20 protein-coding genes, 2 pseudogenes and 1 riboswitch are annotated in these 25,593 nt (G+C 50.4%); of the genes and pseudogenes, 6 read left to right on the forward strand and 16 right to left on the reverse strand.

Annotated features, from left to right (window positions below):
- Positions 1-16 precede the first annotated feature (16 nt).
- The 8 genes and pseudogenes from HZB31_14115 to HZB31_14150 all read right to left on the reverse strand — a co-directional run bounded on the left by HZB31_14115 (position 17) and on the right by HZB31_14150 (position 10,690).
- Complete coding sequence (locus HZB31_14115) at positions 17-553, reverse strand: hypothetical protein (protein MBI5849057.1); 537 nt, start codon at positions 551-553, stop codon at positions 17-19.
- A gap of 36 nt (positions 554-589) precedes the next feature.
- Positions 590-3,115, reverse strand: coding sequence for an ATP-dependent helicase HrpB (hrpB, locus tag HZB31_14120; protein ID MBI5849058.1), 2,526 nt, complete (start codon positions 3,113-3,115; stop codon positions 590-592).
- A gap of 24 nt (positions 3,116-3,139) precedes the next feature.
- Positions 3,140-6,124: a ChaN family lipoprotein gene (locus tag HZB31_14125; GenBank protein ID MBI5849059.1), complete on the reverse strand. Its 2,985-nt coding sequence runs from the start codon at positions 6,122-6,124 to the stop codon at positions 3,140-3,142.
- Positions 6,125-6,214: 90 nt separating this feature from the next.
- Positions 6,215-6,850 (reverse strand): nucleoside monophosphate kinase, encoded by a 636-nt coding sequence (locus HZB31_14130; protein MBI5849060.1) that lies wholly within the window; start codon positions 6,848-6,850, stop codon positions 6,215-6,217.
- Positions 6,851-6,874: 24 nt separating this feature from the next.
- Positions 6,875-8,158 (reverse strand): phosphomethylpyrimidine synthase ThiC, encoded by a 1,284-nt coding sequence (gene thiC, locus HZB31_14135; GenBank protein ID MBI5849061.1) that lies wholly within the window; start codon positions 8,156-8,158, stop codon positions 6,875-6,877.
- The gene (gene thiE / locus HZB31_14140) at positions 8,155-8,787 is read right to left on the reverse strand and encodes a thiamine phosphate synthase (GenBank protein MBI5849062.1); all 633 of its coding nucleotides are present in this window, start codon (positions 8,785-8,787) and stop codon (positions 8,155-8,157) included. The genes thiC and thiE overlap by 4 nt, the downstream gene beginning before the upstream one ends.
- A 29-nt stretch (positions 8,788-8,816) precedes the next feature.
- A pseudogene (gene thiS / locus HZB31_14145) lies at positions 8,817-9,857 on the reverse strand (sulfur carrier protein ThiS).
- 40 nt (positions 9,858-9,897) lie between these two features.
- Positions 9,898-10,009, reverse strand: a riboswitch (TPP riboswitch).
- A gap of 29 nt (positions 10,010-10,038) precedes the next feature.
- A pseudogene (locus HZB31_14150) lies at positions 10,039-10,690 on the reverse strand (1-(5-phosphoribosyl)-5-amino-4-imidazole-carboxylate carboxylase).
- A gap of 165 nt (positions 10,691-10,855) precedes the next feature.
- On the opposite strand from HZB31_14150, the gene HZB31_14155 reads away from it, so the two are divergent.
- Genes HZB31_14155 through HZB31_14170 form a run of 4 tightly spaced genes read left to right on the forward strand, consistent with a single transcriptional unit; the run spans position 10,856 to position 13,476 of the window.
- Positions 10,856-11,626, forward strand: a complete 771-nt coding sequence (locus tag HZB31_14155) for an ABC transporter permease (GenBank protein ID MBI5849063.1) — start codon at positions 10,856-10,858, stop codon at positions 11,624-11,626.
- 28 nt (positions 11,627-11,654) lie between these two features.
- The gene (locus HZB31_14160) at positions 11,655-12,404 is read left to right on the forward strand and encodes an ATP-binding cassette domain-containing protein (protein ID MBI5849064.1); all 750 of its coding nucleotides are present in this window, start codon (positions 11,655-11,657) and stop codon (positions 12,402-12,404) included.
- 18 nt (positions 12,405-12,422) lie between these two features.
- Positions 12,423-12,863: an outer membrane lipid asymmetry maintenance protein MlaD gene (gene mlaD, locus HZB31_14165; protein ID MBI5849065.1), complete on the forward strand. Its 441-nt coding sequence runs from the start codon at positions 12,423-12,425 to the stop codon at positions 12,861-12,863.
- A 4-nt stretch (positions 12,864-12,867) separates the two neighbouring features.
- The gene (locus HZB31_14170; GenBank protein MBI5849066.1) at positions 12,868-13,476 is read left to right on the forward strand and encodes an ABC transporter substrate-binding protein; all 609 of its coding nucleotides are present in this window, start codon (positions 12,868-12,870) and stop codon (positions 13,474-13,476) included.
- An 11-nt stretch (positions 13,477-13,487) separates the two neighbouring features.
- Here the strand turns inward: HZB31_14170 and HZB31_14175 are convergent, their stop codons facing one another.
- Positions 13,488-14,522, reverse strand: a complete 1,035-nt coding sequence (locus HZB31_14175; protein ID MBI5849067.1) for a VacJ family lipoprotein — start codon at positions 14,520-14,522, stop codon at positions 13,488-13,490.
- 358 nt (positions 14,523-14,880) lie between these two features.
- Here HZB31_14175 and HZB31_14180 point away from each other — a divergent pair, with 358 nt between their 5' ends.
- On the forward strand, positions 14,881-16,350 hold the full coding sequence (locus HZB31_14180) for a DegQ family serine endoprotease (protein ID MBI5849068.1): 1,470 nt from the start codon (positions 14,881-14,883) through the stop codon (positions 16,348-16,350).
- Positions 16,351-16,409: 59 nt separating this feature from the next.
- Here the strand turns inward: HZB31_14180 and HZB31_14185 are convergent, their stop codons facing one another.
- The 3 genes from HZB31_14185 to HZB31_14195 form a co-directional block, all read right to left on the reverse strand.
- Entirely contained in the window at positions 16,410-17,576 is a 1,167-nt protein-coding gene (locus HZB31_14185; protein ID MBI5849069.1) for an ATP-binding protein, read from the reverse strand.
- A gap of 192 nt (positions 17,577-17,768) precedes the next feature.
- Complete coding sequence (locus HZB31_14190; GenBank protein MBI5849070.1) at positions 17,769-18,338, reverse strand: hypothetical protein; 570 nt, start codon at positions 18,336-18,338, stop codon at positions 17,769-17,771.
- A gap of 132 nt (positions 18,339-18,470) precedes the next feature.
- Positions 18,471-19,253 (reverse strand): hypothetical protein, encoded by a 783-nt coding sequence (locus HZB31_14195; protein ID MBI5849071.1) that lies wholly within the window; start codon positions 19,251-19,253, stop codon positions 18,471-18,473.
- 208 nt (positions 19,254-19,461) lie between these two features.
- Here HZB31_14195 and HZB31_14200 point away from each other — a divergent pair, with 208 nt between their 5' ends.
- Positions 19,462-20,685, forward strand: a complete 1,224-nt coding sequence (locus HZB31_14200) for an integron integrase (GenBank protein ID MBI5849072.1) — start codon at positions 19,462-19,464, stop codon at positions 20,683-20,685.
- A gap of 114 nt (positions 20,686-20,799) precedes the next feature.
- On the opposite strand, the gene HZB31_14205 is transcribed toward HZB31_14200, so the two are convergent.
- From HZB31_14205 to glmS, 4 genes are all read right to left on the reverse strand, one after another.
- On the reverse strand, positions 20,800-21,156 hold the full coding sequence (locus tag HZB31_14205; GenBank protein ID MBI5849073.1) for an aspartate 1-decarboxylase: 357 nt from the start codon (positions 21,154-21,156) through the stop codon (positions 20,800-20,802).
- 89 nt (positions 21,157-21,245) lie between these two features.
- Positions 21,246-21,524 (reverse strand): Asp-tRNA(Asn)/Glu-tRNA(Gln) amidotransferase subunit GatC, encoded by a 279-nt coding sequence (gatC, locus tag HZB31_14210; protein ID MBI5849074.1) that lies wholly within the window; start codon positions 21,522-21,524, stop codon positions 21,246-21,248.
- A 5-nt stretch (positions 21,525-21,529) separates the two neighbouring features.
- Positions 21,530-23,626 carry a UvrD-helicase domain-containing protein gene (locus tag HZB31_14215; GenBank protein ID MBI5849075.1) on the reverse strand — a complete coding sequence of 699 codons (2,097 nt, stop codon included), beginning with the start codon at positions 23,624-23,626 and terminating at the stop codon, positions 21,530-21,532.
- Between the two features lie 93 nt (positions 23,627-23,719).
- Entirely contained in the window at positions 23,720-25,546 is a 1,827-nt protein-coding gene (glmS, locus tag HZB31_14220; GenBank protein MBI5849076.1) for a glutamine--fructose-6-phosphate transaminase (isomerizing), read from the reverse strand.
- Positions 25,547-25,593 lie beyond the last annotated feature (47 nt).

The raw sequence follows: 25,593 nt of genomic DNA on the forward strand, positions 1-25,593 counted from the left end.
ACCTTCCATACAGTCGTCACTGACATTCCCCGGACGACTCTTCTCCTGCACAGGAAACAATGTTCGCCAGAAGGCCGAGCCGGTTGCTCGGCTTTCCCCTGCAGAGCATTTTGGTTTCCTTACCGGTGGACATGTCCGTAATGAGCAGACCGCTCTCGTTGATTACGGGCTTCATGTCGCCCTCGTAATCACTGAAGACGGAATAGTCATACGTGCCGTTTCTGAAGCCGAGCTCGGTCCGGTCAACGCGGGCCCGAACGTAGTGCATATAGGTAAATTTCCTCTGCGAACCGCTTTGGTCTGACGGATATTTCAGTTCGATTTTCCCCGGTGCGCCGAAGCGGTATTGGATATAGCCTTTCTCTTTTGTCAGCGGTCTGGACGCACAAAGCGAAACTGTTTTTGACGAGCCCTTCATGCTGCAGTTGAAGATGGTATCTTCGTCCGGAAGACAATGGGTCTCCGCTGCAAAGGCACTGAGGGCGGAGAGAGCCGTGAGGATAAAGGGAAATATTTGCACAGCGATGTGTTTCCCGATCGTTTGTAATGGCATGGTCATTATTATACGCAAGAGATCTGTTTTCTATCTCTATGTGCTTCGTGGTTTTAGTCTGCGCGTCGGAGGCGCATTCCACGGGTCCTCCGGCCAGGGATGTTTTGGATATCTGCCTTTCAGTTCCTTCCTGACCTGCTGATATCCGCTGTTCCAGAACCCCTCCAGATCCTGGGTCACCTGCACAGGCCGGCGCGCCGGTGAAAGAAGATGCAGGAGTATCTTCACGCTGCCCCCTGCAATCGTCGGCGTATCAGCAAGGCCAAAGAGTTCCTGAAGTTTGACCGCAAGCACGGGAGTATCTCCTGCCGCATAGTCAACTGCGATACGGCTTCCGCTCGGCACGGACAGATGCGTTGGCGCCTGTTCATCAAGGAACTGCTGCTGCCTCCAGGAAAGCTGTGCCCGAAGAGCAGGAAGGAGGTCGAGGCTCAAAAGGTCCTTTGCGGTGCGCATGCTGCCAAGCCATGGCAATAGCCATTCCTCGGGCTTCGAAAGCAGGTTCTCATCCGAGAGGTCAGGCAGATTCTCCTGCGGGAAAGCCCTCCTGACAAGGCTGAGGCGCGCCCGGAATTTTTTTGCCTCACTGCTGAATGAAACAGTGGCCTGACCATTCCTGATCGCCTCACAGATTATCGGCAGGACCTCATCTGCCGCCGGAGAAAAAGTCTTTACCGAAAGCAGCAAAGCTCCAAGACGCTCTTCTGATGCGGCAATAACCCTTCTCTCCCTCTTGTCCCATTCGATTCTGCGCAGCGTCTTAATGCTGCTGCCGCATTCCTGGCGGATGAGAGGTTCTGAAAGAGAAGCGGCAATATGCACCCTGCCCTCTGTCTTAACTCCTGCGTCCAGATTCACGGCCACGATATAGGGACTTCCGGCAAGGGCGCTCTCCGCGGGCAGCCGCACACCCCTTCCCTGACTCAGCAGAAAACAGCCGTTGACTTCTTCACGCCTTTTAGCGATGCGGTCAGGGAAAGCAGAGAGCAGAATCCGGGGGACCATATCCGGATCAGAGAAGTGTCTATCCCCGTCAGCATTGCCGGTTTCTGCTATAAGCCTCAAAAGCTGACTCGATGTTCTGTCCACAGCCCTCAAACCCCAGAGGTCAGCTGCATAAGGCAGTTCTTTGGTTCTGCGCCACGCATACAGCATCTCTATTCTTGTTCCGATATCCGGCTCGCCGGAGACAGAGGGGCTGCGCTGGATAATATCCCTCTCTGAGACAATTGCGGCCAGGTCGGCACCAAGGCGTGGGCAGCCGAGTTCAACAGCTCTCAGCAGCAGTCTGCCAAGCCGGGGATGAAGCGGCAGTCTTGCCACTTTCCTGCCCAGAGCAGTCACTGAATGTGACTCATCAATTCCCCCCAGATTGTAGAGCAGGTGTCTGGCTGATTCAAGGGCTGAAACCGGCGGAGCATCCAGCCATGCGAGCATGGAAGGTTCCTTCACTCCCCATAGCGCAAGCTCCAGCAGAAGCGATGACAGGTCGGACACCAGGATCTCCGGCGGGGTAAAGGGTATCATGGATTGAAACACGTGCCTGCTGTACAGACGATAACAGACACCGGGAGCAAGTCTGCCCGCCCTGCCCTTCCTCTGCTCGGCTGACGCCCGTGAGACATTTACCGTAATCAGCCGGTTCATGCCGGTTGATGGATCATACTGCAATCTGCGTGTCAGTCCGCTGTCTATGACGACCGTCACACCCTCAATCGTGAGGCTTGTCTCGGCAATGTTTGTCGCAAGCACAATCTTGCGCCGGGGCGATGGCAGGATGGCCTGCTCCTGCTCTTCAAAAGGGAGATCTCCATACAGGGGATGAACCGAAATATTTCCGCTTCTGTCCGGGATACTCTTCCTGAGCACATCGCTGCACTGACGTATCTCACCGGAGCCGGGCAAAAAAACGAGTATATCGCCAGAAGTTTCCTTGAGCGCACTGACAACAGCATCGGTAATTCTCTCCTTAAGAGGTCTCTTCCCGGTTTCTCCGATATATCGTTCTTCAACAGAAAAAGCCTTGCCGCAAGAGGAGATGACCGGCGCATTGCCAAGGAGGGCTGCAATCGGGCCACAGTCAAGTGTCGCAGACATAATGAGCAGTTTCATATCAGTTCTCAGACCCTTACGGATATCCAGGCAGAGGGCAAGGGCAAGGTCAGCATGAATGCTCCGTTCGTGGAACTCATCGAAAATGATCATCGCCACACCCTCAAGGGTCGGGTCTGTCTGAATGCGGCGGGTAAGAATACCCTCGGTCACTACTTCTATGCGCGTCTTGTCGGAGACACGCCTGTCAAACCGGATGGTATAACCGACCGTCTCTCCGACCTGCTCGCCGATTGTCTGAGCCATCCACCGGGCCGCAGATACTGCGGCGATCCTGCGCGGCTCAAGCATGATAATGCGGCCCTGGCCGGGCGGGACACTCTCTAACAAGGCCAGCGGGACTCGGGTCGTTTTGCCGGCTCCCGGCGGCGCATGAAGAACAACGGAACTGCTGCACGACAACGCTTCTTTAAGCGATGGAAGAATATGGTCAATAGGACAGGCTTTCATAACAGGCGTCGCGCCGGCGATATATTACAGCGCAACCTTAAATTCCAGCTCTCTGGCCCCAAAAAGAACGCTTTTTCTCGCCACTCTTACGGTAACCGTATCGCCTTTCTTCCGGTAAAACAGATGGATCTTGATATCTTCGATCGCCTCGATCTTCTCGCCGTCAAGAGCGAGGACCAGATCATCGGTCTTGAGTCCTGCCTTTTCTGAAATGCTTTCAGAAGAAAAACCGCTTATGCTGACAGCCTTGTTCTCTTCTTTCAGCATGACGCCAAGCTTCGGCGATTCGGTGAATGGCAGCGCAGAGGGATAGAGGATATAGTCAGCAACATCTTTTTCAAGATCGTCCGAGTTCAGGATCACCGAGTAGTCCTTTCCGTTGATCCTGTGCGAACGCTTTGGGATGCCTGATCCGAAGGCCATATGCCCTGATCCGGCCAGCACCACAACCTGGTACCCGGGATTTTTTATCATGAACTCGTTCAGGTTATGGGCCATAGACTCGTCCCAGAGCACCTGAGACTGATAGAAGAAGTCAAAGTTCCTTGCCTCTGATCCTGCGTGCCGGTCAAAGAATCCCCTGAGCCTTTCTTTATACTCCATGTCAGAGAGGTCCATATCCTCAGGCAGGTCCTTCATGTCCTCGTTGCTCAATGCCTGAAGCCCTTCTTTTGAGACCTTTGTCACGATCTCTTTCCGGATGTTCAGGGCTATGACCGGGATCCTGTTCTCACGGGCAAAGAGTAGTATTTCACGATAAAGGTTGTAATCAAACCCCCACCGCTTGAAATACTCGGATTTTTTAAGAAAAATCTTCTCATCGGTCGCTCCCGAGATATAATCATCAAGTGCCTTCTGAAAAGGCTTCTGAAACATCTCCATGCCAATGGCAAGTTTTCTGTTCTTCCTGAACAGCTCCCTGATCACCTGATACTGGTTGCGGTGATGATCAAAACGGTCATGCAGTTCACCGACATAGACAATATCCTTATCGCTCACCTTCCCTATTATCTGACTCAGGGCAGTGAGGCGCACGACTTCAACCGCCGGAATTTCATTGGCCAATAAGACTCGTATGCCCTGTTCGCTTTTATCGATGGCCTTGGTGATATTGCGGCTGTTCTTAAAGGCCAGGGTGCTGTATTTTCCGTAATGGGTAACCCGCTTCAGATACTTCCCGGTATCAGCTGCAGACGCGGCACTGAAAATGGCAATGACACTTTTTCTGCTGTAGGGATTCTGCTTCATGACCAGCGCAAAGTCTCCCTCCGGCATATCGACCTTCGCATATAGCCTCTTGAGCAGCTCTGCATCGTGAGGGACAAGCAGTGATGACCTTTTAATGTCCTCATAGTTCAGGTCATCCTCCTTCTTTGCAGTAAACCCGTTGGCCTTCAGAATATCTCCGAGGTCATCATAAGCCTTCTCCCTGTCTTTGGGGAGAACGAATATCCTGTTGGGGTCGCCAAGGAGCCTTGCCAGGACCGGTGCGATCTCATCGTTCGTCAGTTTTCGGAAGAGGTCATACTGTTCATCAAAAACCAGTTCAAGCGGCATATCCGTTGTCTCAACTTCGAAAGATGAAGATTCCTTCCCCACGTCAAAGATCGCGCGCATATCTCCCTTGTCCGTTTTAAGCAGAACAGGGAGCTGAAATCTCCGGGCTGTCTCCTGCGAAACGCCAAATGATATATGTGCCTTAGAACCCTCATACCTCACCATAACGTCTTTGATCTCAAAAGCCAGGACCGCTTTTTCCTCAACCCATTGGTTGAAGAACCAGTCGAGCTTTTTTGCAGAAACTATCTCAAAAGCAGTCTGCAGGTCAGTCCAGGAAGCCTGCCTGAACCTGTTCTTTCCGAAGAACTCTTTCAGCGATTTCCGGAACATATCCTCGCCGAGCAGGCCCTTCAGCGCATGGAAGACCATGGCTGTCTTGCCATACCCAAGGGAAGCAGTTGCCCTGTCAATCCGCGAGATGAAGTCTTTCAGGGCAAAATCCTTTTCCGGTGATATCGCGCTTTGATAGTTGACCAGTATCTGTTTCCGATATTCGGCACCCTTGCCCTTCATCTCCTCATATTGATAGTCGGCAAGATAAGTTGTCAGACCTTCAGACCAGTTTCCGCCCTGACGGTCAACCGAGACGGCATTGCCGAACCACTGATGCAGTATTTCATGACCCAATGATGTTTCGACGATGAACGGGAGTCTGACAACATCCCGTCCCGGGAGCGTAAAGGTCGGCATGGAATAGCCCGTAGGAAGGATATTTTCGACAACAGAAAAACGCTTATAGGGGAACGGCCCGATCAGGTCTTCATACATGGCAATATATTTTTTCGCATGCTCCAGATAGCCTCCGGCCAGTTCCCTGTCTTCAGGAAAGAAATAGGTATAGACATCGACTGCCCGGTGACGTTCTCTGCTGACCGCATACGGGCCTGCGATGAGATTGATATTGTCTGCAGGATGGTCCAGCAGAAAAGAATATTCCTTCATGCCGGCAGATGCCTCTTTTACCACGATATCGTCAGCCTCAGACAGGGCCTCGAACTCCCGCGGCACGAGTGCAGAAAGCCTGAACCGGGAAAGTCCATCAATTGACGGATACCAGCCATTGGTCAGCGCGATCCCTCCCGGAGCGACGAGATTGGCGGTTTCAATGCCGTCTTCCTGGCCGCTCTTCTGAACCAATGCATACGATACCTCATACTCAAGGATCAGGACGGTTGGGGCAGTATCGGCCTTCAGGCTGATGGTATCGGCATCTTTCTGTATGTCTAACGGTCTTCCCTGAACAAGGGCCGATCGTATGGTCAGGCCTTCAATATATACAGTCCAGGCCTTGCCCGGCGGAAGGTCTATGCTCGATTTTCCGATGAGCCTGTTCTTCTCAAGGTCAAACCGCACCTGCAGGGTATGGAGTGGCATAAAGTCTTCAGCCCCTGATAGTGCAGGAATTGCAAGAAACAGCAACGAGAGGACTAGTGCTTGTATCCGGTTCATGGACTGGGATTCTCCTTAAAACAGGGCATTTCGAAAAAAAGTAGTGCATGCTCAATTATAGCCTTTTGCTGCGGATCAGACAAAAAACAGTTATTCTGCAAAAGAGGAAATCAATCGGGCATAGACCGTCTCAGCGGTCGATGCAGCATGTACCGGTATCTTGATACGTGCAGCTCCCCGTTCAGCGTAATAGTCGATAAGCGGTGCTGTCCGGCCATGGAATATCTCGAGCTTTTTTCTGATCATCTCATCAGCGTCATCGGTCCGCTCTGTCCTGTCGCCTCCCGTGTTCTGCTTTATCCGGGCACAGACGTCTTCGGCTGTACACTCCAGGACAAGAAGACCGGCAACGTTCACCAGTTCTGCCATGTCCCTTGCCTGCCCTGTGTGGCGGGGCAGGCCATTAAGGATAAGCAGATCGGCTTCATTAAAACAGCGAACAGCAAAAAAATTCCTGACAATCTTCGCTGCAAGAGGGAACTGCCGGTCCTCAAGAAGCAGTCCCTTACTCAATACATCCTGAACGAATTGATGTTCGCTTTCGGTAAAACCATCAGGGACAAAGTCAGCATCGGCAATGGACCGCAATTCATGGCCAAAATCAAAGTGATGGCATTTCCGGCCTGCCATGCCATGCTCTTCGATATAACTGCCCAGAGGAGTCTTTCCTGAACCGGTAGGCCCTATAAGCAGCACAGCCTCTGCGGAGGTGTTTATAGGCTGCATGGATTCATTCGTAACCCGCGCCCCCTATTTTTTGTGCAGCGCCCTTTCAACGGTCCTGATGGCACAGAACTCTCCGCACATGCTGCATACCTCGGTCTCTGTAGGCGGGACCTCTGCCCTCCACTCCCTCACCTTGTCAGGGTTCAGGCTGCAGGCTATCTGACCGTTCCAGTCCAGTGCCTTCCGCGCCCGTGCCATCTTCATGTCAGCATCCATGGCGCCTTTAATGCCTTTGGCGATATCAGCGGCGAGTGCCGCAAGTTTTGATACGATAACGCCTTCTTTCACATCTTCTATGGTCGGGAGCCTGATATGTTCAGACGGTGTCACATAGCAGAGAAAGTCTGCTCCTGCCGCTCCTGCGACAGCGCCGCCGATGGCAGCAGTAATGTGGTCGTATCCCATGCCGATATCGGTAACAAGAGGGCCAAGCACATAAAAAGGCGCACCCTTGCAGATCTCTTTTTCGATTTTAACGTTCAGCTCGACCTGATTCAGAGGCACATGGCCAGGGCCCTCGATAATGACCTGCACGTTCCTTTCGACTGCCCTGTCTCGCAGTTCGCCAAGCGTGAGCAGTTCCTCAAGCTGGGTGCGGTCGGTTGCATCGGCAAGACATCCCGGACGCATACCGTCGCCGAGACTCAGCGTCATATCATACTTATATGCAATATCACAGAGCCTGTCATACTGTTCATAGAGCGGGTTTTCCTTTTCGTTATAGATGATCCACTCAACGAGAAAAGAGCCTCCCCTGCTCACCACATCAAGGATTCTCCCTTCGGACTTCAGCCGCTCAATCGCCTTCATGGTAAGGCCTGCATGTGCCGTGACAAAGTCAACACCGTCTGCAGCATGCTCCTCAATAACCGCAAAGAGGTCGTCCGCTGTCATCTTTGCAATCGAGCCTTTCTGCGCGACGGTTCTCACAATCGTCTCATAAATAGGCACGGTTCCGACTGCCACAGGAGATTTCTTCAGCATCATCTGCCTGAGTTCCCTGATCGGTCCCCCGGTAGAAAGGTCCATCACGGCATCAGCGCCATACTTCACCAGTACCGCAAGTTTCTCCATCTCTTCCTCGATAGAGATCCTGTCCTTTGACGTTCCGATGTTTGCGTTGATCTTGGTGCGCATGTTTTTGCCGATGCCTATAGGCGTTATCTTGTGGTTGCGATTGATCGGGATCACGCTTACGCCAGATGCAATGTCTGCTGAAAGCTGCTCAGGCGTCAGGCCTTCGGAGGCGGCAACAAGCTTCACCTCGTCAGTGATCGTCCCTTTTTTTGCCAGTTCAAGTCTTGTCATGATAGTTTCCTCACAAACTCCTCTGTAGTTTTTTGAATATCGTCTGCTGTCAGGACCGCTGAAATAAGCGCTGCCCCGTATGCTCCCTGCGCCAAAACTTCCCCAATTCTCCCGGCGGTAATGCCGCCTATGGCAAAGACCGGGATCATACAATTTTCTGCTGCCTCAGCCAGAACAGGTAAGCCGACCGGTCTGCCGTACTGCATTTTTGAAGGCGTTTCATACACTGGCCCCATTGTCATAAAATCAGCACCATCTGCTGCAGCCTGCCGCGCCTCATACAGGCTGTGCGTCGAAACGCCGATCATCAATTTTCCTTCTGATGCCTTAAGTGCTGCCTGCACCGGTATGCTCCAGCCGCCGAGATGTACGCCATCTGCATCCGCTGCAAGTGCTATATCAACCCGGTCATTGATAAAAAGCTTTGCGCCATATCCCGCTGTCAGTTCTCTCATCTGATATGCCAGCGCAAGAAGATCCCGGATGGCAAGGTCCTTTTCCCTCAATTGAACAGCTTTAACGCCGCCCTGGAGAGCCTTCTCAATTGCTTCCAGCATCTCATCCAATGATCCAAAGAGCTTCCTGTCTGTTATGAGATACAGTCTGAAATCAACAACAGTGTTGCTTATCACGCGTTACTGATTACGCATCACAGCCTCTAAAGCATTCCGTCAAAGGGGCTGCTCGCTGTTGCATAGAGCTTCCGGGGAATCCTTCCTGCCTTGTACGCAAGCCGGCCGGCAAGAACGCCATGCTTCATGGCCAATGCCATGGCGATCGGGTCTTTTGCCCCTGCAATTGCCGTATTCAGCAGGACCGCGTCACAGCCAAGCTCCATCGCAAATGCAACATCCGAGGCTGTGCCTACTCCTGCATCAACAATAATCGGGACCGTTGCCTGCTCAAGAATAATCTTGAGGTTGTAGGGGTTCCTGATCCCGAGGCCTGAGCCGATCGGCGCAGCAAGAGGCATGACCGCGGCAGCGCCTGCATCAACAAGCCTTTTTGCCATAATGGGGTCGTCATTCGTATACGGAAATACAATAAAGCCCTCTTTCGCCAGTATCTCGGTTGCCTGAAGCAGGCCGATAACATCCGGGAAGAGCGTTTTTTCATCGCCGATGACTTCGAGCTTTATAAGATCAGAGACACCAGCCTCACGGGCAAGCCTTGAATATCTGAGAGCATCTTCAACCGTGTAGCAGCCCGCAGTGTTTGGGAGGATTTTGTATTTCTTCGGATCAATGAAATCCAGAAGGTTTTCTGATTTTCTGTCTGTGATATTGGTACGCCGGACTGCAACCGTAACCAGATCAGCACCCGAGGCCTCAATGGCCTTCTTCGTCTCCTCGAAATCCTTGTATTTACCTGTTCCGACCCAGAGCCGGGACTTGAACTCTATTCCCCTGATGATCAACGTATCTTCCATGCCTTCTCCTTGCTTTCTGTTCCTTTGTTGTTACTCATCACCCATCACGCATCGCCCATTACCGCCTTATCATCCTCCGCCCACAAAGTTGACGATCTCGATCACATCTCCGTCATTGAGCCTGAACTGCTCATACTCTGTTCTTCTTACGATGACCATGTTCACATCAACAGCTACCCTGCCGACCGTAATCTTCAGTTCCTCAAGCAGCTCCTGTACAGTCGCTGCCCTGATGTCGTCTCTGTCTTCTCCGTTAATCTTCAGCCGCATAAAACAAAAAACCGCATCCCATTCAGGATACGGTTGCCTTTTCTGATCAATTCCCTGTTTCCTCCGTCGGAATTATCCGTATCAGGTTCAAGGGGTCTCTCCCGCTTTACCGAGAGACTCTCAGGCATAAACTGCCTCCCCCAAGGGTTGATGTAAGTATAGTGAAGCGCTCTGCGCAAAGTCAACGAATGGTGTTAATCTTATGCCCCAGACAGCCTGCGCCAAAGCCGTTGTCTATGTTCATCACCGCAATTCCTGGAACGCAGGAATTGAGCATGGCAAAAAGCGCAGTGAGGCCATTGAAACTGGTGCCATAACCGGTCGAGGTCGGCACCGCAATGTTCATCTTTCCTGTCCATCAGCCGGTGAAGGCCGGCGACACCTACATCGTAGACTGTTGTTACGCTGCTCCCAAGGAACGCTGCCGTTACGGCAGCCTCTTCAGCCACAGGGATATCCGAGGTTCCGGCGGTAAGGACAAGGACGTTCCCTGCCTTCTTTTTTTGCTCCCCTACCGCGATAACACCTGACAAGGCATGAAAGACCGCACCGTTGAGCTTCAGGGATCTGTATATCTTCTCCGTCGCTTTGGTAATCAGGAAGCTTTTGCTCCTCTTATACATTGTTTGTGCGATCGCAGCCACCTGTTTTTCGGTCTTGCCTGAAGCAAAGATCACCTCAGGCACACCCTGTCTCAGATGGCGGTGGTGGTCGACCATGGCAAAGGAGATATCTTCATAGGGAAGATGCCGCATCTTCTTAAAAGCCGCTTCTACCGCCAGCGTTCCCTCGCTGACCGCATGAAGAATATTTTTTATCTGATCAGTATTCATACAATAACCTGCCCTCCTTGACAACCTCGGGATATTGATACGATCCGTCAGCCTTAAGAATAGTATACAGAGACAAAGAGGAGCAAGCCGGGACCTGAAAAGCGGCTGTGAGACCCGTTCCGGTGACATCTTTTTTACACCCTTCCTGTATAATATAGCGTTATTATGACGAATATATTGAGAATTGCCGGCAGATATGCGTTATCCACGCTCAGAGAAATGGGCAGAATGTTCCTGTTCCTCCTGAGCGCTCTTGAGATGATATTCAAGCCGCCCTTTAAGTTCAGACAGCTACTGCAGCAGATGCGGTTCTTCGGCAATAAATCAATGCTCGTCATTCTCCTGACCGGGTCTTTTACCGGCATGGTGCTGGCCCTCCAGCTGTACTACATTCTCAGAAAGTTCGGCTCCGATGCCCTACTCGGCCCCGGCATAGCGCTCAGTCTCATCCGCGAACTGGGACCTGTCCTTTCTGCCCTTATGGTGACAGGAAGGGCCGGATCAGCTCTTACCGCGGAAATAGGCATGATGAGAATTTCAGAGCAGATCGATGCACTTACTGCCATGGCCCTCAATCCGATCCGGTATCTGATCGTTCCGAATATCGCTGCAGCGTTGATCGTCTTCCCTCTGATCACTGCAGTATTCGATGTCATCGGCATTTTCGGAGGATATCTCGTCGGCGTGAAGCTTCTGGGCATCAGCGGCGGCACATACTTTTCCCTTATGGAGGATTATGTCGAGATGAAAGACATCCTCCTGGGGCTCTACAAATCTATCAGTTTCGGTCTCATTGTTGCCTGGATTTCCTGCTATAAAGGCTTCAATTCAGGATTCGGGGCTGCAGGTGTAAGCAAGGCAACGACAGAGGCCGTTGTTCTGTCATCGATATTGATCCTTGTATGGGACTATGTACTCGGATCATTTCTTATTTAGATAACAGGGGAGACAAAAAAGAAGAGCTATGATCGAACTGATCGGTCTTTATAAATCATTCAAAGGTCAAAACGTGCTGAAAGGCGCAGACCTGCTTATTCCAACCGGCAAGATCGTTACGGTCGTGGGCAAGAGCGGATGCGGCAAGAGCGTCCTGGTAAAACATATCATGGGTCTTCTTAAGCCGGACTCAGGTCAAGTCCTGATAGACGGTGTTGATATCACAAAACTGACGCTGGCTGAGCTCGACCGGATACGGGAAAAGCTCGGTGTCCTTTTTCAGGGCGGCGCATTGTTCGATTCCATGACCGTAGAGGAAAATGTGGCCTTTCCCCTGAAAGAAAAGACCAGGATGGGCAAAGTTGAGATACATGACAGAGTGATGCGGGCGCTCGAGGATGTGGGTCTGGGCGACAGGGGGAGCAAATTCCCGGAGGAATTAAGCGGCGGCATGAAAAAACGTGCGGCCCTTGCGCGGGCACTCATAACAGAGCCATCCCTGGTGATCTTTGACGAACCGACAACCGGTCTCGATCCGGTCATCACGAGTTCGATTCATAAACTTATAAAGACGACCCATGACAAATACGGGTTTACGGCAGTGATCATAAGTCACGAGGTCCCCGGCATCTTCAGCATTGTCGACAAGGTGGCGGTGCTGCATAATGGAATCATTGAACAGGCCGGCACTCCCGAGGAGATCAGGGACTCGACCAACCCTGTCGTAAAGCAGTTCATCACCGGCTCGCTTGAAGGGCCGATAGATATTTTATCCTAATGCACGAGGAGAACAACGATGAAAAAATTCGATCTTGAACTTGCAGTGGGCATTTTCCTGCTGATAGGAATTCTTTCAATCGGCTACCTTTCGGTCAAACTCGGCCATCTGGACCTCACCGGAAAAAGAGGCTATACCCTCCTGGCCGAGTTCGAAAAAGCCGGAGGGATTAAGCCTGGCGCGGTTGTCGAGATAGCCGGCGTGGAAGTGGGCTCAATAAAAAATATTCGCCTGAGCAATAATGCCGCATTGCTTGAACTCACCCTCGATGAAAGCGTAAAGATCCATGACGATGCGATAGCCTCCATCAAGACAAAAGGGCTGATCGGCGAAAAATTCATACAGATAACTCCGGGCGGCTCGGATAACATATTGCCTACCGGCGGAAAGATCAGAGATACGGAGTCAGCGGTAGACATTGAAGAACTCATTTCAAAATTCGTATTCGGAAAGGTATAGTCCCATGAAAAAAAGCATTTTCTCACTCGCCCTTGTTACCATCATTGCCGTGATCGCGCTCACCGGCTTCCCGCCCTGCGCTGACGCAGGCGCACCGACCGACCAGGTGAGAGAAACCGTTGACGCTGTTATGGATATCCTTGGCGACAAGGAATTAAGGAAGCCGGAAAAACAAAAAGAGCGGCGCGACCGCATCCGCCAAACCGTCATCAAGCGCTTTGATTTTGAGGAGATGGCAAAACGATCTCTTGCCGTCCATTGGAAAGATCGGACACCTGCCGAGCAGAAAGAATTTGTAGCCCTGTATTCCGATCTCCTTGAAAATACGTACATCCGGAAAATTGAGCGGTACGAAAATGAAAAAGTCGTCTATTTTGACGAAAAATTGGACGGTGATTATGCGGTGGTAAAGACAAAGATCGTTGACAAAAAGGGGCTTAGCATCCCGGTTGAATACCGGATCATCAGGAAAAAAGATAAATGGGAAGTATATGACATTATTATCGAGGGCGTAAGCCTTGTGAATAACTACAGGACACAGTTCACTCAGATTATTCGGGCAGGTTCCTATAACGACCTGGTAAAGCGTTTAAAGGAAAAAGCAGTTAAATAGTCAGTGGACGATCACTCCCGGATTTTATTTCTCCGGTACTGCTTATACATATCCCGTATGGAAAAGTAGGGATCCACGGCAGATTCCTTAATGTCTTCATAATCGCCGATCTTGAAGGAAGTATCATTGACCCTGTCAAAGGTCCTTACGGCAATTGCATCCCTCGCCGGAGTTATATACCCTATCGGGTCCACGAAATAGTCGCCGACCATTCCTGCCGTATCCCTCAGCGATGAAGGCCCCAGGAAGGGCAGGACAAGATAGAAGCCCTCGCCTATTCCATACGAGCCGAAGGTCTGCCCCAGGTCCTCTTCGCTGGTCCTGAGTTCAGGGTGTCTCGAAGCGATATCGAATAATCCGGCAACGCCAACCGTGCTGTTAAGAACAAACCGGGCAAATTCAGTTCCAGACTTATTAATTTTAAGTTGCAGGAGCGCATTGACCAGCCTCACCGGGCTCTGAATATTATCGAATACATTCCGGACTCTTGTCCGACCCCATTCCGGCACGATAAATCCATAGACACGGGCAGCAGGTTTCAGCACCCAGAAATAGAGTTTATCATTAAAGGTAAAGAAGACGCGGTTTATCGGTTCAAGCGGATCCGCAATATCCTCGTTTTCCTGGGGACTTTCAGCGCTGATATCCCGTTCCGGCGTTCTGTCTGCCGCCCCTCTAAAATTCATATTCATGGCTACATCGATGCCCTGCAGTTTTTCATTCCCCTTATCCGCACCGACAGAAACATTGCCGGCATCTGCAAGCACCGTATCTCCTGATGACATGCCCGCCGAATCGGCATCAAAGGCATTCTGCCCGACGGTATCAGATACGATGACCGGCACAATAGAAAATGCTGCATATGCCTTAGCCATCGGCTTTTGCATCAGGACATAGAGATTATCGCTGACAACATAATACGACTGCGCAGAGGCCCCAGGCATTACAGAACTATCATCGAAAACAGTCGAGTCGGCGGGTTCAGGACGGGCATTGTCCTGCTTGTCAGGCACTGCTGCATGCCGGGCGATGGAAGTGCCCTGCATACATGACAGAAAAACCGCCAGAACAGCCGCCAACAGCAACCAAAATCTTTTATATGATTTCATGGATAATACCGGCCTTTTCACAAGTAATGAAGCATATACGTGTATGCGCTATTGTACTATAAATTGTGTTTTTTGACTAACACTGTCTGGATGGTATATATTTTCTTACGTGGGAGCGATGTCCCTTTGGCCGTTATACGGGTCCATGGCAATACTATCCGTGGCAATTCCCGCTTCAATTTGCTGATGTTATTTGTTCTTATCTATCAGAATCGCTCCAGGAACTCATCCGTTGCAGAAACCTTTCTTCGATGGGAGAGTTCAATGGTATGAACCAGCAAACAGGAGGTACTTAATGTCTTCTAGCTCAACGTTCCTTAACAAAACAGCTCGTTTTTTGGCGGTATTAATCGCCGGTATATCCCTGACGTTGCCGTTTCTGGCAACGGTTTCAGATGCTCAGGGGCCAAAAATTTCGCAAGAGTCTGTTGATCTTCTTACAAGAACAGGCAGGGCAATGGCAGAGGTAACCGCTGCGGTCAAGCCGGGCATTGTAAACATCCTGACAACCAGAACCGTTAAGGTCGGCAGCGGTCAGGACCCCTTCCTCGATGATCCGTTTTTCAAGAGGTTTTTCGGTGACCAGTTCGGTCGTCAGAAACAACAGCCCAGGGAACAAAAGTCTTCCGGTCTTGGATCCGGAGTCATTGTCTCCCCGGAAGGATATATCATCACCAACTCCCATGTGGTCAAGGATGCTGATGAGATCAAGGTAACGCTCACAGACAAAAGGGAATTTATCGGAAAGATTATCGGGTCTGACCTGAAGACCGAGATTGCTGTCGTAAAAATTGATGCGACCGGCCTTCCTACGGTTCCCTGGGGCAACTCTGACAAAGTGCAGGTCGGCGAGGTTGTCCTTGCCGTCGGAAATCCCTTTGGCCTTAATCAAACCGTTACCATGGGCATTGTGAGTGCCCTCGGAAGAGCAAACGTCGGCATCGCTGACTACGAAGATTTCATCCAGACAGACGCAGCGATCAATCCCGGTAACTCGGGCGGTGCACTCGTCAATGTCAAGGGTGAAGTTGTCGGCATCAATACCGCCATATACAGCACAAGCGGCGGGTACCAGGGCATCGGCTTTGCCATCCCGAGCAATATGGTTAAGTCGATCATGGAAAGCCTCATTAAGAAAGGCAAAGTTGTAAGAGGGTGGCTCGGTGTTTCGATCCAGAAGATCACCCCGGATCTTGCGAAGCAGTTTGACCTGAAGGATGAAGTAGGCGCTCTCGTAGGAGACGTCGTTGAAGACGGCCCCGCGGAAAAGGCCGGACTGCAGAGAGGAGATATAATTTTCGAATATGACGGCAAAAAGATCGAAGAACCCTCAATTTTGAGGAATATGGTGGCAAATACGCTTCCCGGGGAACAGCATACCATAAAGGTCTTAAGAGACGGCAAGGCAAGGTCCATGACGATCACGATTGGCGAGCTTCCCTCTGATGCCCAGCATTCGGTTGAGGCCGGTGATTTTCAGAATGCCCTTAAGGGAGTCAGTGTTCAGGATATGAATCCCGAACTCGCAAAAAAGCTGAAGGTCCCCGACAAGATCAAGGGAGTTATCATCAGTGACGTAGAAGAAAACAGCGTCGCAGCAGGGGCCCTGATACAGGGAGATGTGATTCAGGAGGTTAACCGCAAGAGGGTTCCCGATGTGAAGAGCTACAAGGATGTTGTTGCCAAAATTAAGAAAGAGGAATCGGTTTTGCTTCTCATCTTCAGGGGGGGGTCTTCCCTCTTCGTTACGCTCTCGCAGAAATAGTTTCCGCAGCAAGAAAGGGCCGCTGAGGTTTTCTCAGCGGCCTTCTTTGTTTTTTACCGTTATAGTCGTTTTTCCTGGAGGTCCTGCAGAAAGTCGTTGACAGGCAGTGCTTCAATGCCGTCTTCTGTTTGAAATGGACGATCTCCCATGAAAGCCACTATTCGGCGCTTTATGCCCTTCAGTTCTGCGATCGTCCTTAATCCGCCAAAGTCGCGGTTGCTCAAGGTCTCTTTTGCCTTAACTTCAACTGCAGTGAACTCTTTTCCCCTCTGAATCAGGAAATCCACCTCACCGCCGCCCTGTGCCGGCGACCAGTAGAACATGGCATCGTAGGAAAGCCCCAAAGCACTGCCAGGTTCTCCGTAGGCCCTGAGCAGATTAGCTATCCAGCCCTCAAACAATGCACCACGCTCTGTCTCTCCGGGGTGATGGTACTCGCGACGAATTGCTCTTACCACTCCGGCATCGGTCCAGTAGAGTTTTGGATGCTTGCGTTCTTTTGCTCGCAGACGGCCTTCAAAGGCGGGTAACTGCCATGCTAAATGAGTATCTGCAAGAATACTGATATAACCTGCAACGGTGGTACGTGCTACTCCGGCATCTCTGGCCAGACTGGATATGCTTAATACCTGACCATGAAAGAGGGAGGCTACGGGCAGAAAACGCGCAAAGCCGGGAAGATTTCGGACCAATGCTTCGGCCTGAATTTCTTCTTTAAGAAACAACTGCACATAAGCATCGAGGCTTTCAGGCTTGGATGGCGCCTGCCATATTATCGGCAGACTCCCAAAACGAAGAACCTCATTCAGATCGAAATCACTTCCCAGTTCTTCAGGCAGAAACGGAAACATTATGCGTCGCAATGCGCGTCCGGCAAGCAAATTCGTGCCAGCTTGTTTCAACTTCTTTGCGCTCGACCCCAGGAGAACAAATCTGAGTTGCCGTTCCTCAATGAAACGGTGGACTTCGTTAAGAAGTGACGGCAGGCGCTGAACCTCATCCACAACTACTATCTGACCTGAGGGGGCTCGGAGCAACTCCCGGCCAAATAAGCGGGGGTCCCGCAAATAGCTCTGAAACAGCCCTTCATCGAGAAGGTCAAAGCGCAAGGCCTCCGGAAAGGTCTGCTTCACCCAACTGCTTTTCCCCACACCTCTCAGCCCAAAAAGGAAGAAACTGCTATCAATTGGCGGGTTCAGAAGTCTCTTGTACAAAGCTTTTGCCATTACGATGTCATTTTTACCATATAAATGACATCGATGTCAATATCTAACGAATAGCATGGCTAAGCATGCCCGGCGCCAATCCTGTTTGATTAGGACATCCGGTCCCTTATTAGATATACATCTGATAGCGGTCGCTTTTTCTCTTGACAGTCGTGGGCCTTATTGGTGTTAGCCAACTTTGCCATGCGGAGCTTAGCTTTGAGAATTAACATTGGTTACCCGTTTCTTAATGACCTTAATGACCCCCACTAGGAGCAGAATGAAGAAGGCTATCGTGAATCCACTTTTCAATATGGTGAACGTGCTGGATACGCCAACAAGCCCATGAGACACAGTTGGATATGACTTGATCAGTTGAATGATGCAAATATTTTCCAGATAGTCAAAGAGACCGCCAAAGAATGGGATTACAGCAAAGTTGATTATTTTTGAATCAGACGCATAGCCTTTACTGAAAATCCAGGTCAGAAGCAATGAATATGAAATGGCGAATAAGCCGGGATAGATAAAGTCCATAGGCAGTTGGCGGTAGAGATACATACGCCGCCCTTCAGGGCCTAATACTTCAAGCAGAGAGACTGCATATTCATATGAGTAGCCGGCAGGAGATAGATCAAACAACGCTTTTCCCGGTACAAATCTTTCGACAGCAGGAAGTGTATAGAGCAACATCGTCAGATAGACCGCCATCGTAGCTATGAAAAGCCCCAACACCAATTTTCCTGAAGCCCACTTTTTAAGAAGACCGACTACGTAATCCATGTGTATTCTCCATTTCCACACACTAGGCTTGATTGAACGACCGGCGTCACCCGCGCCGGAAAAAACCTTTGCCAACATCAAACCGGGATTAATCGGCGTCGGTGTGGACGCTTTTGTTCGGCTTTTTCATTTTCAATATGCCCCATCATATAAGATTTGCATCATCTCAATTTCATTCAAAAGATCAGTATCAACGATGCTCATGCTACGCTTTCGCCTAATTTGATTTATTCGAGCATTGATGATTTTCTTATAAATAGGATTTTCTGCCTTTAGTATTTTGCCTTTTTCTAATTCCAAATTATAAAAAGAGAACGACCCTCCATCCCATGAAAGTTTTTCTTGCCACGTGTAGCTCGCCCTGTGTTTAGGGTTGGTATCAGAATAATGGTATTTCAAGGCTGCTGAGATCTGTTGAGATCCTTTATTGTTAAACTCATAGTTCATCTTGAAATCTTCCAAATACCCACCGGCAGATGATATGTGATATGATGTTGTCTCAAAAAAGACGGGGACAAATTTATCAGCGTGCCAGCCCCAGTAGGAAAGTATTTTTTGTAATGTGCCTGTACCCGTATTGCCTTCAGATTCTATTCTGATAAATTTTATGCCGTTTCCTAATAAATCTTCATAGCTGATTTTCGCCATCTGATACCAAGAGGTAATTGTCAGCTGATTTCTCTGTTCGAATTCTCCATTAGTGTTGCCGTCATAAACCGTTATCTTTAAATCGTGGTCGTCAAAGGCAGATATAATACAGTTCTCCTTCTTCTTATCTTTGAGAGGCTGCATTTGGCACCCGTTCTTTACCGCAGCGCGTTTCGTCGCGAAATGTTTTGGCGGGTCATCATATGCGTATGCCCCTGTGGAAACAAAGACGAACAGGAGTATGGGTATAGGCAATAATTTATTCATATTTTTTATTTGGCAGCCGAACATTGTTTTTTATGCCGCTTCCATGTTTGTAGCGATTTTATTTTAACCGAACCTATCTGTCAATAAAAATATGCCCCAAATATGCTGCATGCGTTGATTATGGAGATTTTCTGCGATATAATACCGCTCAGGGACGTATTATGCTGCAGCGGTATAATTCGGAATAATATTATCCCTGGGGGATTTTATGTTTGGGGACTTTGAGCAGTATCTTTTTCAAAAGGCATATATTCAGCAAAAATACGTTCCCTACTACCTTAAATGGGTCTCATACTGCTATCTGTTTCTCGACCAGCCGGAAAATATCATCCTTACCTCAGATCAGATTCAATGCTATCTGAACCATATCGCAAAGACCCGCGAAGACTGGCAGGTCAAACAGGCCGAAACAGCTTTGAGACTTTACGGATATTTTCTCTCATTAAAAGGCGAGGCCCAGGCGGAAACTGCCATGAGGAGCACTTCTCCCACAAACAGGGATCTTTGGACGGAACTGGAAAGAAAGACTGGTGACGCTCTGCGGCTCCGGCGCAGATCCTACAGCACTGAAAAGACCTATATCGGCGATAGCAGACCTCCCTCCGACCTTACAGTCGCAGACATGCAGAACTTTCTCAGCTTCCTTGCAGTCGAACGGCGAGTCGCAGCATCCACACAGAACCAGGCGCTAAACGCACTCATATTCGTTTACCGGCATATTCTCGAAATAGACCCCGGCCCGGAGGAGATACGCTCTGTCAGAGCGCTTCCGAAGCGCCGCCTGCCTGTTGTGCTTTCCGGAACTGAAGTGCAGTCTCTCTTTGACCATCTGTCGGGGACGCATCTGCTCATGGCAAGGCTTATTTATGGATGTGGCCTGCGAATCAAGGAATGCATGCATCTTCGTATTAAGGACATCGACCTTGAGCGTGGTATTGTTACAGTCTGGGGCAAAGGGGACAAGGAGCGAAGGACGGTGCTTCCATCGTCCGTAAAGGATGATCTCATGAGCCAAATCAAGACAGTGAGAGTTGTCCACGACAGCGACCGTGAAAAGAACCTTAACGGCGTGTATCTGCCGGACGCGCTCGAACGAAAATATCCGAAGGCCGGAAAGGAGTGGGCGTGGTTCTGGCTGTTTCCTGCCCAGACCCTTTCAGTGGACCCCCTTAGTCATATCGTGCGCAGGCATTATATGCATCCTTCCTCGCTTCAGAAGGCATTCAAGGAGGCAGTTTTCAAGGCCGGCGTGACCAAGCAGGCCTCTGTTCACACCCTCAGACACAGCTTTGCAACGCACCTCATCGAGAAGGGATATGACATCAGAACGATTCAGGAACTCCTTGGCCATGAGGATCTTCAGACTACTATGATCTATACCCATGTGGCTAAGATGAATGTCCTTGGCGTAAAAAGCCCTTTGGACGGCTGACATTTCCACTATAGAAACCCTGTCACTTGAAGGAAGAGACCTAAATCTCGCGCTGCTGCTTTTTGACAGGCTGCCGCCGGTTGCCCACTCAGGTGTAAACCGGGGAAAGGTCTCCTACTTTTTCTTCTTCGTGATCCGGTTTTTTGAATCGACGAAAATAATCTTCGGCTTGATCTCTTTGGCTTTGGCATCCTCGAAGTGGCTGTAGCAAAAAATAATGACCTTGTCGCCGACAGCGCCCTTGCGGGCAGTCGGGCCGTTCAAACAGATCTCACCCTTCTTTTTGCCGGGGATGACATAGGTCTCGAACCGTTCGCCATTATTCATGTTGCTGATCATCACCTGTTCGTAGGGAAGGATATCCGTTTCCTTGAGGATCGATTCGTCAATCGTAATGCTTCCCTCATAGGCAAGGTTTGATTCTGTGACCGTTGCCATATGGATCTTTGTCCTGAGCATGCACCTCAGCATAGGGTCACCCCACGAGCAGTGGTCGGTAACGCATGGGAAGTAAAAACATCAAAGTGCCGGTTCTTCATGTAGCCAGTAGCCTTTCTCATTTACTCTATTATTTTCGGTACGCGGTAAAAGCTGTCTGTCTTATCAGGTGCGTTCATCAGGGCATCTTCCCGGTTAAGAGAGGGCCGTACCGTATCCTCCCTCATGACATTACTGATCGACAGGACATGAGAAGTGGGTTCAATACCTGTTGTATCGAGTTCATTAAGCTTTTCCACGTATTGAAGGATATTGTCGAGCTGGTTGCCATATCGGGACGCTTCCTCTTCAGTCAGCGCCAGGCGGGCAAGCCGCGAAAGATGATCAATAGAAATATTCATCCTGTTCAGATCTTCGTCAGATTGGCCATCTTCAGCGACAACCTCTTCAGTCCAATCTGGGGGAAATTAACCATTACCTTCTGCTCCTCACCATCACCATAGCAGTCACGTACAACACCTACCCCCCAGACAGGATGCTTTACCCTGCAACCGGCAGCGAAGGGAACATGAGTCTTTTTGACTTCATACTTCTTTCGGTTGTCACAGACAACCTTGATCGTCTGTGGTGCCGAAATTTTTTCGATCCATCTGCAGCAGGCCTTGGGGAGATCTTTCAGGAAACGGGACGGTTCCTGCTCCTGGAGCTTTGCATAGAGCTTTCTCTTGCGGGCACCGGACAAAAAGAGGATATCCTTTGCCCTGGTCATACCGACATAGCAAAGCCTTCGCTCCTCAGCGACCTCTTCAGGGTTGCCGATCGATTTAAAATAGGGAAGCAGCCCTTCTTCCAGGCCGGAAAGAAAAACAACAGGGAACTCAAGCCCCTTTGCGTTATGCAGCGTCATGAGAGAAATAACGTTGCCGCCGGATATCTGCTCATGGCTGGCCATAAGTGAGACCTTGTCAAGAAAATCCTGCATGTCCCGTCCTTCGCCGGACGCCATAAGTTCAATCACATTTTGCCTTCTTTCTTCGTCAAGCTTGCCAAGGCAATCGATTGTATCGGCAATCGCCTTGAGCAGATCGCCCGCGCTCTTGTAAGAGACGGAAGAAAGCTTATCGATGAGATTAACAAATGAACTCAGTTTATCCCTGGTGGAGGCGATAATGCCATTGCCTTTGATGCCCTGTCTGATGGCGTCGTACAGGCAGATTGACTTCTTCTTTGCCTCGTTCTCAAGCTTCGTAAGCGTGGCCGCGCCAATGCCCCTCGCAGGAGTATTGATGATCCTTCTCAGACTTACATTATCCTCATGATTCAGCACAAGGCGCACATACGCAATAATATCCTTGATCTCTTTTCTCTGGTAGAAACTGACACCGCCGACAATGTGATAGGGCAGACCGGTCTCACGCAGGGCGTCTTCTATCGCACGCGACTGAAGATTCACGCGGTACAGGACAGCAACGTCCTTGTATGCATAGGACCCTTTGAGATAAAGTTCCTTGATGACCTTTGCAATATGCTTTGCCTCTTCCTCTTCCGAACTGAGCCAGCAGAAATTGACCATCTCGCCGGTTCCCCGCTCAGTCCAGAGCTTCTTGCTTTTGCGGTTGGCAATCATCGAAATGATCGCATGGGAAGCATCGAGAATGTTCTGCGTAGAGCGGTAATTCCTTTCCAGCCTCACGACCTTTGTCTTGGGGAAGTCCTTCTCAAAATTAAGGATATGCTGAACGTCAGCGCCTCTGAACTTATAGATACTCTGGTCGTCATCGCCGACAGCGCAGATATTCCTGTTTTTCTGAGCCATCAGCTTTACCAGCTGGTACTGCGCATAATTAAGGTCCTGGAACTCGTCGACAAGCACATAGGGAAACTGTGCCTGATAGCGTTCGAGTATCCTGGGGTTTTCCTTAAGCAGCTTGACCGTAAGCATGATGAGGTCGTCAAAATCAACGGCATTGGACCGTTTCAGTTCGTCCTGATAGCGCACATATACCTTCGCCAGCTTTTCGTCAAAACCGAACCCTTCACCGGCAGAGAGAAATTCCTCGGGGCCCACGAGTGATGCTTTCAGGAGGTTCATCCGGGATGAAACGCCTTTATACAGTGCTTCATAAATCTTAAATTCCTTGAGAATATGTCTGATGAGCGTACAGCGATCGTCTTCATCATAAATCGAAAAATCATTGCCATAGCCGAGAGCATTGATATCCTTGCGAAGCATCCTGCTGCATTGAGAATGGAGCGTGCCTATCCAGGAAGAATTCATGTCCTTGCCCAGCAGACCCCTGACCCGTTCCCTCATCTCGTTTGCGGCCTTGTTGGTAAAAGTCACGGTGAGTACAGAATCCGGAGACATCTTTTTTGTCTTAACAAGATGAGCAAACTTATGGGTGATCACCCGCGTTTTGCCGCTACCCGCACCTGCCAGAACAAGGATCGGACCGTCATTGATTTCCAGAGCCTGTTTTTGTTGGGGATTCAAATCTTGCATGCGGACCTCTTTATACATCGATTTGCTGCTTGATATAGATTACCAGATAAGACCTCTGCAAATCCACTTTCCGCGCGCTTTCCGGCTGCTTTTCTACTCAACGGTGACACTCTTTGCAAGATTTCGGGGCTGGTCAACATCACATCCCCTGAGCACCCCGATGTGATAGGCGAGGATCTGGAGAGGTACGACAAGGAGCATGGACTGAAGATAAGGATTTGTGTCAGGCACTAAAATGCAGGTTCGGGCAATATCACAGACCTCGCCATTGCTTTCATTTGCTATGGCGATCACCTTGCCTCCCCTGCTGTTTACTTCCTGAATATTGGTAGTAATCTTTTCATGGAGCTTATCCCCCGGCGCAAGCACAACGACCGGCAGTTCTTCATCGATAAGCGCTATCGGGCCATGCTTCATCTCTCCGGCCGGATAGCCCTCGGCATGGATATAGGATATTTCCTTAAGCTTGAGCGCACCTTCAAGGGCAATAGGGAAATTGATTCCCCTGCCAAGATAGATGAACCCCCGTGCCTTGAAATAGTCCCGCGCAATCGCCTTGATCTTGTCCTCTGCCGTGAGCGCCCGCTCTATCTTGCCCGGCAGCAGAAGCAGCTCCTGCAGGAGTTCCTTTGACCTGTCCCGCGACACGGTTTCCCTCGTCTGGCCCAGGGCAATGGCAAGGAGATACAGTGACATGACCTGGGTCAGAAAAGCCTTAGTCGATGCAACGCCTATTTCCGGCCCTGAGTGCGTATAGAAAACGGCATCAGCCTCACGGGCAGACGTGCTTCCCACGACATTGCAGATCGTGAGCGTCCGCGCGCCCCTGAGCTTTGCCTCCCGCTGTGCAGCAAGCGTATCCGCAGTCTCCCCTGACTGGGTTATCACGATCATAAGGCTGTCGCATCCGATAAGAGGATCCCGGTATCTGAACTCCGATGCAATGTCAACCTCAACTGCCAAGCGCGCAAGGTCCTCAATCATATACTTGGCTATGAGGCCGGCGTGCCACGATGTTCCACAGGCCACGATATAGACCTTCTTTATCCCTGAGAGGATCTCCCGCGAAAGGCCGAATTCTTCGAGGTTCACTTCGCCGGTCTCGAGGGAAAACCTTCCGCGCATTGTGTCGGTGACCGCACGAGGCTGCTCAAAGATCTCTTTGAGCATAAAATGGCGGTACCCGCCCTTTTCAGCCATGGAAGGGCTCCAGGTTATGGCAGTCACTTCCTTCTGCACCATGGCGCCCTCAAGTGTTGTAATCATGACTCCTTCAGGCGTTATCACTACCATCTCTTCATCGTCAAGAAACATAACGTTCCTCGTATGGCTCAGAAAGGCCGGGACATCCGAAGCAACGAAGAACTCCCCCTCGCCAAGACCGACCACAAGCGGGCTGTCCTTGCGGACCCCCACAATCTTGTTCGGTTCTTTTTCGCTGACTACGGCAATGGCATAAGCGCCCTTCACTTCCCTGAGCGCAGCCCTGACAGCGTCTTCAAGAGGCAGATCCTCTGCATAGTCCCTGATGAGATGGCAAAGCACCTCGGTGTCCGTATCAGAGGTAAAGGCATACCCCTTGTCCAATAGCTTCTTCCTCAGAGGCAGGTAGTTTTCGATGATGCCGTTATGAACGATAACAATGTGATCAGACCGGTGTGGGTGGGCATTCTCCTCCGAGGGTTTTCCATGGGTTGCCCAGCGCGTATGGCCTATGCCGGCTCTGCCAAAAAGATTCCTTGATTCGACAATTGCCGCAAGTTCCCTGATCTTGCCCTTGCACCGCACAACCTCAATGCCTTTGCCGGTATGGAAGGCTATGCCCGCTGAATCATAGCCCCGGTATTCCAGCCGCTTCAGCCCTTCAAGCATAAGGGAAACGGCATTCCGGTTCCCGATATATCCGATAATCCCGCACATGTCAAACCCGTGACGCGTACTGCGTGAAACGTGAATAGTTCAAAGCA

This window comes from Nitrospirota bacterium (genome assembly GCA_016235245.1).
GTDB lineage: Bacteria > Nitrospirota > Thermodesulfovibrionia > Thermodesulfovibrionales > UBA6898 > UBA6898.